This window comes from Mycobacterium sp. 155 (assembly GCF_000373905.1).
In the GTDB taxonomy this organism is placed as follows: domain Bacteria; phylum Actinomycetota; class Actinomycetes; order Mycobacteriales; family Mycobacteriaceae; genus Mycobacterium.
The window spans coordinates 2,894,580-2,907,619 of record NZ_KB892705.1 but is presented as its reverse complement, the minus strand read 5'-3'; the positions used below and the strand labels follow the sequence as shown (position 1 = coordinate 2,907,619).

At 64.1% G+C, this 13,040-nt stretch carries 15 protein-coding genes; 10 read left to right on the top strand and 5 right to left on the bottom strand.

The annotated features are described in order from the left end of the window. Nucleotides 1-4: 4 nt before the first annotated feature. On the bottom strand, nucleotides 5-766 hold the full coding sequence (locus B133_RS0113890; protein WP_018601875.1) for an SDR family oxidoreductase: 762 nt from the start codon (nucleotides 764-766) through the stop codon (nucleotides 5-7). Between the two features lie 82 nt (nucleotides 767-848). Further along, a complete protein-coding gene (locus tag B133_RS0113885; protein WP_018601874.1) occupies nucleotides 849-1,262 on the bottom strand; it encodes a DUF3060 domain-containing protein in 414 nt (137 codons plus the stop codon). Nucleotides 1,263-1,440: 178 nt separating this feature from the next. On the opposite strand from B133_RS0113885, the gene B133_RS0113880 reads away from it, so the two are divergent. The 9 genes from B133_RS0113880 to B133_RS0113840 all read left to right on the top strand — a co-directional run bounded on the left by B133_RS0113880 (nucleotide 1,441) and on the right by B133_RS0113840 (nucleotide 9,794). Then, complete coding sequence (locus B133_RS0113880; RefSeq protein WP_026256414.1) at nucleotides 1,441-1,992, top strand: DUF3558 domain-containing protein; 552 nt, start codon at nucleotides 1,441-1,443, stop codon at nucleotides 1,990-1,992. A 2-nt stretch (nucleotides 1,993-1,994) separates the two neighbouring features. After that, nucleotides 1,995-2,510, top strand: coding sequence for a DUF3558 family protein (locus B133_RS0113875; RefSeq protein ID WP_018601871.1), 516 nt, complete (start codon nucleotides 1,995-1,997; stop codon nucleotides 2,508-2,510). An 84-nt stretch (nucleotides 2,511-2,594) separates the two neighbouring features. Next, complete coding sequence (locus B133_RS0113870; RefSeq protein WP_018601870.1) at nucleotides 2,595-3,194, top strand: TetR/AcrR family transcriptional regulator; 600 nt, start codon at nucleotides 2,595-2,597, stop codon at nucleotides 3,192-3,194. Nucleotides 3,195-3,481: 287 nt separating this feature from the next. Beyond that, complete coding sequence (gene rpsL / locus B133_RS0113865) at nucleotides 3,482-3,856, top strand: 30S ribosomal protein S12 (protein ID WP_003881867.1); 375 nt, start codon at nucleotides 3,482-3,484, stop codon at nucleotides 3,854-3,856. Then, a complete protein-coding gene (gene rpsG, locus B133_RS0113860) occupies nucleotides 3,856-4,326 on the top strand; it encodes a 30S ribosomal protein S7 (protein ID WP_018601866.1) in 471 nt (156 codons plus the stop codon). The genes rpsL and rpsG overlap by 1 nt, the downstream gene beginning before the upstream one ends. Before the next feature lie 86 nt (nucleotides 4,327-4,412). Next, a complete protein-coding gene (fusA, locus tag B133_RS0113855) occupies nucleotides 4,413-6,515 on the top strand; it encodes an elongation factor G (protein WP_018601865.1) in 2,103 nt (700 codons plus the stop codon). A gap of 165 nt (nucleotides 6,516-6,680) precedes the next feature. Then, nucleotides 6,681-7,871, top strand: coding sequence for an elongation factor Tu (tuf, locus tag B133_RS0113850; RefSeq protein ID WP_018601864.1), 1,191 nt, complete (start codon nucleotides 6,681-6,683; stop codon nucleotides 7,869-7,871). Between the two features lie 268 nt (nucleotides 7,872-8,139). Then, complete coding sequence (locus tag B133_RS0113845; RefSeq protein ID WP_018601863.1) at nucleotides 8,140-8,922, top strand: cutinase family protein; 783 nt, start codon at nucleotides 8,140-8,142, stop codon at nucleotides 8,920-8,922. A 68-nt stretch (nucleotides 8,923-8,990) separates the two neighbouring features. Beyond that, a complete protein-coding gene (locus B133_RS0113840; protein WP_018601862.1) occupies nucleotides 8,991-9,794 on the top strand; it encodes an SHOCT domain-containing protein in 804 nt (267 codons plus the stop codon). 33 nt (nucleotides 9,795-9,827) lie between these two features. Here the strand turns inward: B133_RS0113840 and B133_RS0113835 are convergent, their stop codons facing one another. The 3 genes from B133_RS0113835 to ddaH form a co-directional block, all read right to left on the bottom strand. Beyond that, on the bottom strand, nucleotides 9,828-10,217 hold the full coding sequence (locus B133_RS0113835; RefSeq protein WP_018601861.1) for a phage holin family protein: 390 nt from the start codon (nucleotides 10,215-10,217) through the stop codon (nucleotides 9,828-9,830). Nucleotides 10,218-10,340: 123 nt separating this feature from the next. Further along, a complete protein-coding gene (gene rocD / locus B133_RS0113830; RefSeq protein WP_036418635.1) occupies nucleotides 10,341-11,576 on the bottom strand; it encodes an ornithine--oxo-acid transaminase in 1,236 nt (411 codons plus the stop codon). Nucleotides 11,577-11,578: 2 nt separating this feature from the next. Continuing rightward, a complete protein-coding gene (gene ddaH / locus B133_RS0113825; RefSeq protein WP_085974190.1) occupies nucleotides 11,579-12,433 on the bottom strand; it encodes a dimethylargininase in 855 nt (284 codons plus the stop codon). Nucleotides 12,434-12,551: 118 nt separating this feature from the next. Here ddaH and B133_RS0113820 point away from each other — a divergent pair, with 118 nt between their 5' ends. Further along, the gene (locus B133_RS0113820) at nucleotides 12,552-12,998 is read left to right on the top strand and encodes an Lrp/AsnC family transcriptional regulator (protein WP_018601857.1); all 447 of its coding nucleotides are present in this window, start codon (nucleotides 12,552-12,554) and stop codon (nucleotides 12,996-12,998) included. Nucleotides 12,999-13,040 lie beyond the last annotated feature (42 nt).

Genomic DNA, 13,040 nt, shown 5'->3' with positions numbered 1-13,040 from the left:
ACTTTTATCGGCCTGAACTGAGGTGATCCTGGAAAGTTGTGGCGCCGACCGCGTTATCGGGGGCCAGATTGGCGCCTGATTTGTAACCTGCGACAATGCGGCCGCCGAGCGTGAGTCTGACCACACGACGCTTGCTTTCCCGTGCCGCGAGGTACATACGACCAAGTTCGTCATGGTCATGTACTTCGGGACCGCCGATGTCGGCCACCCGGCCGGCCGGCGCGGAATCGACCAGTTCGACCAATCTGACAGCGACGTCCCGGGTGCTGATCGGTTGGAACCGCACACCGCGCAGGGCACACAACACCGGTGAGAATCGCTGGACGGCGAAGATCTTCTCGATCAGTTCGTGGAACTGTGTCGCGCGCACGACCGTGTGGCCGATGTCCGAGGCTGCCAGCGCCTCCTCGGCCCGCAGTTTGGCCTTGTAGTAGGGCAACGGGATGCGGTCGATCCCGACGATCGAGATGTACACGAGATGCTCGACGCCGGCTCGGTGAGCCGCGGCGATCAGGTTCTCCGTGGCCCTGACGTCCTTGTTGCCGGTGGGCTGAGTCGCGCAGTGGACGACGACGTCGACACCGTCGAGCGCGGCCTCCAGTCCGGTTCCCGCGCTCAGATCGCCCTGACACCAATGCACGCCGGTGTATCCGATGTGCTTATGGCGGCTCAGGGCCCGGACGGAATGACCGGCGCCCGTCACCTCCGGCACCACGTGATGGCCGAGCGTTCCGGTGGCGCCGGTGACTAATACGCACCGAGGCATGCTTCCCAGGCTAGATGCGTCGATGAAAAACGACACCCCCGCGGAACTGCCTCGTCGAACCAGACGAGGACCAGTAGCTCGGTCAGCCCTTGTTGACCGTGTTGTTGCTGCCGGTGTTCGTGACCTTCGGGTCGCCGGCCTTGTAGATCACGGTGTTGTTGAACCCGAGCACGGCCAGATCTTTGTCGATCTGGTCGAAGGTGATCTTGTTGTCCGAACCGCCGATGTTGACGCTGGCGCACGTGCCCTTAACGGTCAGGGTGTTGTTGGTACCACCGATGGTGAGTGATTTGCCGTTGGCGCAATCGATGTCGGCAGTAGTCCCGACGGACGCGTAGTTGATCGTGTTGCCGATTTCGACGTTGAGACCCGAACTGCCGGCTGTCGCTGACGGCGAAGAGTTGTTCTTGTTGTCCGAGCTGCCGCACGCGGACAGCGCGCAAACCGCGGCACCCGCCGCAACAACGCCGATGATCCCGGTGATGTAGCTATGCATGTTCTCTCACTTTCCGATCAGGCGACGGTCTTTCCCCTTCGGTCTAATCCGGTGCGATGACATCTGACGCAGGGAAAGCGTACGTTGCGGTGCCACCGCTTCGGCAGCTCTTGGCCGGTTCGGCGTGCCCCGGGTGCTCGGTCGCGTGAGTTCACAGTGCTCGGTAGCGTGTTGTCCGATGCGTCGGCGTGTTGTGGAGGCTGCTGCCGTGGTGGTCACCGCAATGGTGACTGTCGCGGCGTGCTCGCACACCGTCAGCGGGACGGCGCAGCGCGCCGACGCCGGTAGCGCGGGCTCGGACCGTGGCTACGGATATGTCGATGACCGATGCGGTCTGCTGGTCGACACCTCGGTCCGGGAATTCCTCAAGGCGGACAACATCGTTCGTCCCTACAGCGGCGCGGTCTGTCAGTACGTGCTGTCGCGCAGCGGCGGGCCGAACGCTGCGCCGCTGATGCTCGACGTGGTGTTCTCGTGGTTCGAATCGGGATCCCTTGAGCGTGAACATGCGGTGGCTCGGGATCGGAAAGCGCAGATCACCGATATTGTCGTCGAACGCCATGAGGCGTTCCTGGCACGCCGCGACGTTACGGGCGCGGCGTGCTCCGCCACCGCGGCGGCGGGTTCGGGCGTGCTCAGCTGGTGGGTGCAGTACCGCGGCCAGAATGGCGGCGATCCGTGCCAGGACGCTCAGATGCTGCTGTCGAAGACGTTGCAGGCGGAGCTCTGACCATGGTTACGCGCACCGTCATCGCAGGTGCCGCTTTCGGTGCTCTGGTGCTGGCGGCGTGCGGAACGTCGGAGCGCCCGGACTTGCCGCCGGCGGCCGCAGCCGGCAGCGGCTTCCACGCCACGGATTGCAACGGCATCACCGATGCCGACGTGACCAAGGCCGCTGGTTCGATGTTCACCAAGGTCGTGGTGAACGACTCAGGCTGCTTCTGGCAGGAGAACACCGTGCTGGGCACCTTCGGCGCTGGCATGGGCATCTCCACCTGGTGGTACCGGGGGAGTGACATGGACACCGAGCGGGCGCTGGAAAAACGCGCCGGGCGCACGCTGACCGAGCTTTCCCTCAACGGGAACAAGGGCTTCAAAGCGGCCGATGCGAACGTCTGCAGCATCTATGTCAGCAAGGGCACCGACGTCATCACCTGGTCGATCCAGTCGATGAACCCCGCCGTCTTGCCGGATCTGTGCACCATCACCGAGCAACTCGCCCAAGTCAGCCAGGCTCGCGTGAACTGAAACGACGAGTCGGGCGGGCTACAGTTTCCCGGCGACCCCAGTTCCGGTTCCGTTCCCGTCGACCCGAATAGGTGTGGAGTGCACATGTCAGCTCGGCAGGTGGCCGGCGGTCGGCGCAGCCAGCCGCGGACCGCAAGGCTGAGTCGGGATGTCATCGTCAACGCAGCCCTGACGTTCCTCGACCGTGACGGTTGGGACGCCTTGACCATCAACGCGTTGGCCAGCCAGCTCGGCACCAAGGGGCCATCGCTGTACAACCACGTCGACAGCCTCGACGACCTGCGCCGCACGGTCCGGATGCGGGTGATCGACGACATCGTCTCGATGCTGAATACCGTGGCCCAGGGGCGTACCCGCGAGGACGCCATCGTGGCCATGGCCAGCGCGTATCGCAGCTATGCCCACCACCATCCCGGCCGGTATTCGGCCTTCACCCGGATGCCGTTCGGCGGCGATGATCCGCAGTACTCAGCGGCCACGAAGGCTGCCGCCGCACCGGTGATCGATGTCCTCGCCTCGTTCGGCCTGGAAGGGGAGGACGCGTTTTACGCCGCGCTCGAATTCTGGTCGGCCCTGCACGGGTTTGTCCTGCTGGAGATGACCGGCGTGATGGACGATATCGACACCGATGCGGTGTTCACCGATATGCTGCTGCGATTGGCTTCTGGTCTGGAGCGGCGGTAGGCGTAGGCTCTGACCTGCGATTAGTCGACTGCGTACGAGTTTGGTTCGGCGCGGTCGGCCCTGGTATTGTGGTGGATCGTGCCTGGCCGGAAAGGCGCATGCGGCTGAGTGTTTTCGCAAGCGTGCCCGCACGCCGGGCTAATTTGCATGTCTAACACGCATCGGAATTTTTCGGCGTGGGTGCATGCGACACGCCCGGGTGCGGGGTACGTACCCGGGGGGAACCCGCAGTACAGAGACTTGAAGAACGACAGAGCAGCACAAAGCAACACACAGAAAGCCGGTACATGCCAACCATCAACCAGCTGGTCCGCAAGGGTCGCCGCGACAAGGTCGCGAAGGTCAAGACCGCGGCCCTCAAGGGCAGCCCGCAGCGCCGCGGCGTGTGCACCCGCGTGTACACCACCACCCCGAAGAAGCCGAACTCGGCGCTTCGTAAGGTTGCCCGCGTGAAGCTGACCAGCGGGGTTGAGGTCACCGCTTACATCCCGGGTGAGGGCCACAACCTGCAGGAGCACTCGATGGTGCTGGTGCGTGGCGGTCGTGTGAAGGACCTCCCCGGCGTCCGTTACAAGATCATCCGCGGGTCGCTGGACACCCAGGGTGTCAAGAACCGCAAGCAGGCCCGTAGCCGTTACGGCGCCAAGAAGGAGAAGAGCTGATGCCGCGCAAGGGTCCCGCGCCGAAGCGTCCGTTGGTCAACGATCCGGTTTACGGGTCGCAGCTGGTCACCCAGCTGGTCAACAAGGTTCTGCTGGACGGTAAGAAGTCGCTGGCCGAGCGCATTGTCTACGGTGCGCTGGAGCAGGCCCGCGACAAGACCGGCACTGATCCGGTCGTCACCCTCAAGCGTGCGCTCGACAACGTCAAGCCCGCCCTCGAGGTGCGCAGCCGCCGCGTCGGTGGCGCGACCTACCAGGTCCCGGTCGAGGTGCGTCCCGATCGCTCCACCACGCTGGCATTGCGCTGGCTGGTGAGCTTCTCCAAGGCCCGTCGCGAGAAGACCATGGTCGAGCGCCTCGCCAATGAGATCCTCGACGCCAGCAACGGCTTGGGTGCCGCGGTCAAGCGTCGCGAGGACACCCACAAGATGGCCGAAGCGAACCGGGCTTTCGCGCACTACCGCTGGTGATATCCGCGCCCGGCATCCAGAGTCGGGTGCCAGTGGGCGCGTAATCGAACACCTAATCAAGCAAGCGAAAGAGTGGGAAGACTTCCGTGGCACAGGACGTGCTGACTGACCTGAGTAAGGTCCGCAACATCGGCATCATGGCGCACATCGACGCCGGCAAGACGACGACGACCGAGCGCATCCTCTACTACACCGGCGTCAACTACAAGATCGGCGAGACGCACGACGGTGCCTCCACGACCGACTGGATGGAGCAGGAGCAGGAGCGGGGTATCACCATCACCTCCGCCGCTGTGACGTGCTTCTGGAACGGCAACCAGATCAACATCATCGACACCCCCGGGCACGTCGATTTCACCGTCGAGGTGGAGCGCTCGCTGCGCGTGCTCGATGGTGCGGTCGCCGTCTTCGACGGCAAGGAAGGTGTCGAGCCGCAGTCCGAGCAGGTGTGGCGGCAGGCCGACAAGTACGACGTCCCGCGTATCTGCTTCGTCAACAAGATGGACAAGCTGGGTGCCGACTTCTACTTCACCGTGCAGACCATCAAGGACCGCCTCGGTGCCAAGCCGCTGGTGATCCAGCTGCCGATCGGTGCCGAGAACGACTTCGAGGGCATCGTCGACCTGGTCGAGATGAACGCCAAGGTGTGGCGTGGCGAGACCAAGCTCGGTGAGAGCTACGAGACCGTCGAGATTCCCGCGGACCTGGCCGAGAGGGCCGCCGAGTACCGTGCCGAGCTCATGGATACCGTCGCCGAGACGGACGAGGCGCTGCTGGAGAAGTACCTGGGCGGCGAAGAGCTGACCATCGACGAGATCAAGGGCGCCATCCGCAAACTGACGGTGTCCAGCGAGCTGTACCCGGTGCTGTGTGGCAGCGCGTTCAAGAACAAGGGCGTTCAGCCCATGCTCGACGCGGTCATCGACTACCTGCCGTCGCCGCTGGACGTCGAGTCGGTCCGTGGCCACGCCCCGGGCAAGGAGGACGAGGAGATCTTGCGTCGTCCGTCCACCGACGAGCCGTTCGCCGCGCTGGCGTTCAAGATCGCCGTGCACCCGTTCTTCGGCAAGCTCACCTACGTGCGCGTGTACTCGGGCAAGGTCGAGTCCGGCGCGCAGGTCATCAACGCCACCAAGGGCAAGAAGGAACGGCTGGGCAAGCTGTTCCAGATGCACGCCAACAAGGAGAACCCGGTCGAGACGGCCGCCGCGGGCCACATCTACGCGGTGATCGGTCTCAAGGACACCACCACGGGCGACACCCTGAGCGATGCGAACAACCAGGTCGTGCTGGAGTCGATGACCTTCCCGGACCCGGTTATCGAGGTGGCCATCGAGCCCAAGACCAAGAGCGACCAGGAGAAGCTGGGCACCGCGATCCAGAAGCTCGCCGAAGAGGATCCCACCTTCAAGGTGCACCTGGACCAGGAGACCGGCCAGACCGTCATCGGCGGCATGGGCGAGCTTCACCTGGACATCCTGGTGGACCGCATGCGCCGCGAGTTCAAGGTCGAGGCCAACGTCGGCAAGCCGCAGGTGGCCTACCGCGAGACCATCCGCCGCAAGGTGGAGAAGGTCGAGTACACCCACAAGAAGCAGACGGGTGGCTCGGGCCAGTTCGCGAAGGTGCTCATCGACCTGGAGCCGTTCCACGGCGAGGACGGTGCGACCTACGAGTTCGAGAACAAGGTCACCGGTGGCCGCATCCCGCGTGAGTACATCCCGTCGGTGGATGCCGGTGCGCAGGACGCCATGCAGTACGGCGTGCTCGCCGGTTACCCGCTGGTGAACGTGAAGGTCACCCTGCTCGACGGCGCCTACCACGAGGTCGACTCCTCGGAAATGGCATTCAAGGTTGCCGGCTCGCAGGTGCTGAAGAAGGCCGCGCAGGCCGCTCAGCCGGTCATTCTCGAGCCCATCATGGCCGTCGAGGTCACCACGCCCGAGGACTACATGGGCGACGTGATCGGCGACTTGAACTCCCGCCGTGGTCAGATCCAGGCCATGGAGGAGCGCAGTGGTGCGCGCGTCGTCAAGGCGCAGGTGCCGCTGTCGGAGATGTTCGGCTACGTCGGCGACCTCCGGTCGAAGACCCAGGGCCGGGCGAACTACTCCATGGTGTTCGATTCGTACGCCGAGGTTCCGGCGAACGTGTCGAAGGAGATCATCGCGAAGGCGACGGGTCAGTAAAGCACTGAAGGCCGCTTGCGGCCGAGGCGCGAACTGAGCCGGAGTCGAGCAGTCGATCCGAGCGAAGGCGACGGGCCAGTGACCCGGTAGCCTCGCAGACCGCACAACTGAACACATCAATACTGCTTTAAGACAAAGCACCAACAAGTCCAGGAGGACACCACAGTGGCGAAGGCGAAGTTCGAGCGGACGAAGCCGCACGTCAACATCGGGACCATCGGTCACGTTGACCACGGCAAGACCACGCTTACTGCAGCAATCACCAAGGTTCTGCACGACAAGTACCCGGAGTTGAACGAATCGCGCGCATTCGACCAGATCGACAATGCGCCTGAGGAGCGTCAGCGCGGTATCACCATCAACATCTCCCACGTGGAGTACCAGACCGAGAAGCGTCACTACGCGCACGTGGACGCCCCGGGTCACGCCGACTACATCAAGAACATGATCACCGGTGCAGCCCAGATGGACGGCGCCATCCTGGTGGTCGCCGCCACTGACGGCCCGATGCCGCAGACCCGCGAGCACGTGCTGCTGGCCCGCCAGGTGGGTGTGCCCTACATCCTGGTCGCGCTGAACAAGTCGGACGCGGTGGACGACGAGGAGCTCATCGAGCTCGTCGAGATGGAGGTCCGCGAGCTGCTGGCCGCGCAGGACTTCGACGAGGACGCCCCCGTCGTGAGGGTTTCGGCGCTCAAGGCGCTGGAAGGCGACGAGAAGTGGGTCAAGTCCGTCGAGGAACTGATGGATGCCGTCGACGAGTCGATCCCGGATCCGGTTCGTGAGACCGACAAGCCGTTCCTGATGCCCGTCGAGGACGTCTTCACCATCACCGGTCGTGGCACCGTGGTCACCGGCCGCGTCGAGCGCGGCGTGGTCAACGTCAACGAAGAGGTCGAGATCGTCGGCATCCGCCCGACCACGACCAAGACCACCGTCACCGGTGTCGAGATGTTCCGCAAGCTGCTCGACCAGGGTCAGGCCGGTGACAACGTCGGTCTGCTGCTGCGTGGTATCAAGCGTGAGGACGTCGAGCGTGGCCAGGTTGTGGTCAAGCCCGGCACCACCACCCCGCATACCGATTTCGAGGGCCAGGTCTACATCCTGTCCAAGGACGAGGGTGGCCGCCACACGCCGTTCTTCAACAACTACCGTCCGCAGTTCTACTTCCGCACCACCGACGTGACCGGTGTTGTGACGCTGCCGGAGGGCACCGAGATGGTCATGCCCGGTGACAACACCGACATCTCCGTCAAGCTGATCCAGCCTGTCGCCATGGATGAGGGCCTTCGCTTCGCGATCCGCGAAGGTGGCCGTACCGTCGGCGCCGGCCGGGTTACGAAGATCAACAAGTAGGCCCGCCTACGTGATCAACAAGTAGGCCCGCCTACGTGATCAACAAGTAGGCTCGCCTACGTGATCAACAAGTAGTTGTTGATCTGACGCTCTGCAGAAAGCGGCGCTCACCTTCGGGTGGGCGCCGCTTTTGTTTGTCGGTTGCGGGCGGTGTAACGCCTGCGATTTCTGAGGCGACTACCTAGGTGAGCTAGCTTTGTCTGTGGAAGAGCAGGGGGTCGCTGTGTTCCGTCGTCGGATTGTGGCGGTATGTGCCGCTATCGGTGTCATGGGGCTCGCGGGCTTGTCCGCTGCTCCGGCGCATGCCGCCCCGGAATGTCCTGACGTGCACTGGATCGGTGCCGCCGGCTCAGGTGAGCGGAACAACCCGACGGTCAATGGCGGGATGGGCCGGGTGATCTACCGGTCCCTGCAGGATCTTTCGCAGCAGGTCCAACGCGACGGTCGCACCGTCACCGCTGAGGCGGTCAACTATCCGGCGGTGGCCGTCCCCGATACCGGCAATCTGCTGGGTTGGGCCGGTTTCATGAACAGCGTCGATGCCGGGGTCACCGCGTTGGCGAATCAGTACGCCGCCTTCACCCAGCAGTGCCCATCCACCAAGGTGGTGCTGGCCGGATACTCCCAAGGCGCGATGGTGGTGCACCGAAATCTGCAAACGCTCGCGAGCAGTCCGAATCTGGCGGCCGTGTTGTTGGTCGCCGACGGCGATCGGTTGCCGGCCGACCCGACGTACAACCTGGGTAGCGCTACCGCGGCGTGGGCCGGGGAAGGGATGGGAATGGCACAGCAGTGGCCGATCATGGCGCACGCGCCGACGTCCCCGCTGCCACTGTCCGTCGGATCCCGCACGATCAGCGTGTGCGACGTGGGCGATCCCGTCTGTGACGCCATTTCCGACGACCAAGAAGTGACGCCGGCGGGCGTGGCGATCCACACCGGTTACGCGCGTTCGCATGCCGGCGGGTACGCGTGGACCTGGCCGCTGTATCAACTGTTGGCTCCGGCAATGTCGGTCAGTCAGCTCGCGCCTGTCAGACCGTCGATGTGATCGATGCTGGCGGCTGAGTGGGCGATACTCTGACGGACAATTTCGCGTCGGTGTTCTGAGGAGGCCAGATGATCGGGCGATATCTGAAGGCTCAGCTGTGGGTATTGCTCTGCGGCGGTCTGGTCGGGCCGATTTTTCTTGTCGTGTATTTCGCGATCGGCGAGCCGAGCTTGCTGCGGTGGATGTTCTGGACCGGTCTGCTTGTCACCGCGGCGGATGTCCTGATAGCCCTGGCAATCACGAACTACGGCGCCAAGTCCGCGGCCAAGTCGCAGTTCTTGGAGCAGGATGGTGTTCTCGCGCTGGCCCAAGTCATCGGTATTGCCGAGACCGGCACTCAGATCAATGATCAGCCGTTGGTGAAGCTCGACCTGCACATCGAAGGTCCCGGGCTGGCGCCGTTCGAGAGTCAGGACCGCGTCATCGCCTCCGTGACGCGACTGCCGCTGATCACCGGACGCAAACTGGTCGTCCTGGTCGACCCTGCCACCAACGACTATCAAATCGATTGGCAACGAAGCGCTTTGGTTGGCGGACTGACGCCGGCCCAGTTCACCGTGGACGAGGACCACCGCACCTATGATCTGTCCGGACAAGCTGGCCCGCTGTTGGAGATCTTACGGATCCTCAAGGCCAACAACGTACCGATGACCGGTACCGTCGACATCAGGTCCAATCCTGTGGTGCGCCAACAAGTCACAAATGTGGTGCGTCGCACTACCGCGCAGCAGGCTCCACCCGCACCGACCATGCAGGCTCCCCAACCGTTGACCGCGCAACGGTTGCAGGAATTGGAGACGTTGCGCGCCACCGGTGCCATCACCGACGCCGAGTACTCAGCCAAACGGCAGCAGATCATCGCAGAGCTATAGCAGCGGATCATGTGTGATCCGCTGCAGTGGTGACTATCGCGGAGTTGCTTCGCCGGCTTTGCGCCGGACCACCAGCAGCGGCAGCAGCAGCGTAGCCAGTGCCGTGACCAGCCATACCACCACAGTGGCCCCCACCCAGGAACCCAGGCCGCGGATCGACAGCCCGTGGGTGAGGACCGTCGCCAAGAACAGCGCGACCAGCGTGGAAACCAGCCCGATGCCGCCGAGGAACGCCGATGCATAGCGGGAGGCCATCTTCGCGATGAACGGCGCGAGTATCGACTGCGCGAGGGCGAACACCACCACAGTGGTTACAAAGCCTGAAGCCGACACGGATACACCAGGGATCAGAAGCGACGCCACCAGCAGTCCGATCGCCGCGGAACCGAGAAAGACTGCCACCCGCACCAGGAAACGCACCATGGGGTCGATCGTATGTCCAGACGGGCGTGGTGAGTGTGAGGCTGAGGCTCGAACATCTCCCGCGAGCAGACACGCCGGTACCCGACACGCCGTTGTTCCTGGGCCGCAGTGTCTGCTCGGCGGCTAACGTGACTGGCGAGCTTCGGCGAGGGCGTCGGCGAATTGATCGACGGCCCAGTCGATCTCATCAGCCGTGACCACCAAGGGCGGGGCGAACCGCAACGTCGAGCCGTGGGTATCCTTGACCAGCACGCCGCGCTGGGCCAGAGCCAGGCACAGCTGTTTGCCGGTACCCAGCTCTGGTTCGATGTCGACACCCGCCCACAGGCCGAGGCCCCGTACCGCGAGCACGCCATGGCCGACCAATGCCTGTAGCCGGGCATGCAGGTGCGCGCCGAGTTCGGCTGAGCGGGACTGGAATTCACCACGCTGCAGCATCGCCACCACGGTGCTGCCGATCGCGGCGGCCAGTGGGTTGCCGCCGAAGGTCGAACCGTGCTCGCCGGGATGCAGCACACCGAGCACATCGCGGTCGGCCACCAGCGCCGACAGGGGTAGCACACCACCGCCCAGTGCCTTGCCCAGCAGATAGACATCGGGGATGACGTTCCAATGCTCACACGCGAAGGTGCGGCCGGTACGGCCGAGGCCGGACTGGATCTCGTCGGCGATCATCAGCACGTTGCGCGCGGTACAGATCTGGCGTACCCGCGGCAGGAAGTCGGCGGGCGGGACGATGATGCCGGCCTCGCCCTGGATGGGTTCGATGAGTACCGCGACCGTGTTGTCGTCGACCGCGTCGGCCAGTGCATCGGCGTCGCCGAACGGTATCGAGCGGAACCCGGGCGTGTAGGGACCGAAGCCGCGGCGTGCCATCTCGTCGTCGGAGAAACTGATGATGGTGGTGGTGCGACCGTGGAAGTTGTTGTGGGCAACCACGATATTGCCCTGGCCGGGGGTGACGCCCTTGACGTCGGTGCCCCACTTGCGGGCGACCTTGATGCCGCTCTCGACGGCCTCGGCACCGCTGTTCATCGGCAGCACCATGCCCTTGTTGCACAGCCCGGCGAGCGCGGCGCAGAACGGTGCCAGCCGATCGGCGTGGAATGCGCGGCTGACGAGCGTCAGGGTGTCCAGCTGGGCGTGCGCCGCAGCGATGATCTCCGGGTTGCGGTGGCCGAAGTTCACTGCCGAATATGCCGCCAGGCAGTCCAGATATCGCCGGCCGGTCACATCGGTGATCCATGCCCCCTCGGCGCTGGCGGCCACCACCGGCAAGGGGGCGTAATTGTGTGCGACGTAACTCTCGTCGAGTGCGATGGCGGCACTGATCACCTCGGAGTCCATGCCATGCAGCATGCTCACGGGTGTAGCTCCAGGGTGCAGCATTTCACGGATCCGCCGCCTTTCAGCAGTTCGCTGAGATCGACACCGATCGGCTCGAATCCGGCGGAGCGAAGTTGTTCCGCGAAACCTGTGGCCGTCGAAGGCATCACGACATGGCGTCCGTCGGAGACGACGTTGAGACCGAGGACGTTCGCGTCGGCGGTGGTGACCTCGATGGCGTCGGGAAACAGCTCCGTTATCCGACACCGGCCGGCGTCGGTGAAAGCCGCCGGGTAGTAGGCGATGGTGGTGTTGTCGAGGACGGCCAAGGCGGTGTCGAGGTGGTAGAAACGCGGGTCGACCAGTTCCAGGCTGACCACCGACAGTCCCGTGATGGTCGCGACTTCCTCATGCGCATCGCGTTCTGTGCGAAAACCCCAGCCCGCCAACAGAGTTGATCCTACGAGGAGGAAGTCGCCCTGCCCCTCGTTGATATGACCGGTGCGGACTGGCGTCAGACCTCGACTGGTCATCCAGTCGGCATAGGCGTCGGCCTCGGCGGCGCGCTGTGGGTAAGCAAACTTCGCGACCACGGCGGCGTCGCCCACGACGATGCCACCGTTGGCGGCGTAGACCATGTCGGGTAGCCCGGGGCGCGGTGGAACCAGGTCGACAGCGTGGCCGAGATCGAGATACGTCCGACGCAGGGCGTCCCATTGGTTCACCGCCCGCTGTGGGTCGACCGGGGTCGACGTGTCCATCCACGGATTGATCGCGTACTCCACGGCGAAGTACCGGGGCTCGGTCATGGCATAGCTGCGGGTTATGGCTCGGCGCGGCGTGGAAGTAGTGGCATCGGAGACGGGTATGACCTCGCCAAGAGTTGTCATGAATCGACGATATGAACGTGCTGACACGCAATCAATTGTTGCTTGTTGCGTGTATACCATCGATACGTTGCACAATAGACGCAGATACGAAGTTCTATTGCGTGCATCGGGGTCTGATATGGAACATCTGGACGAGACCGACGAACGGATCCTTGCTGGGCTTACTGAGCACGCCAGGGCCACCTACGCAGAGATCGGGCAACAGGTGAACCTGTCAGCCCCTGCGGTCAAGCGGCGGGTGGACCGCATGGTCGCCGCGGGGGTGATCCGCGGCTTCACCACTGTGGTCGATCGCAATGTGCTGGGGTGGCGCACCGAGGCCTATGTCCAGGTCTTCTGCCATGGCACCATCGCGCCCGCGGAGCTGCGCGCGGCCTGGGTCGACATACCCGAAATCGTCAGTGCGGCAACTGTAACCGGGACTGCGGATGCGATCCTGCACGTACTCGCGCGGGATATGCGACACCTGGAAGAGGCGCTGGAACGCATTCGGGCGAGCGCCAACATCGAGCGCAGTGAGAGTATCGTGGTGCTCTCGAACCTCATCGAACGCACGACGCCGTAATCGCGCAGATCGGCTGCCGTGCACCGCGCGATGATTGCGTGC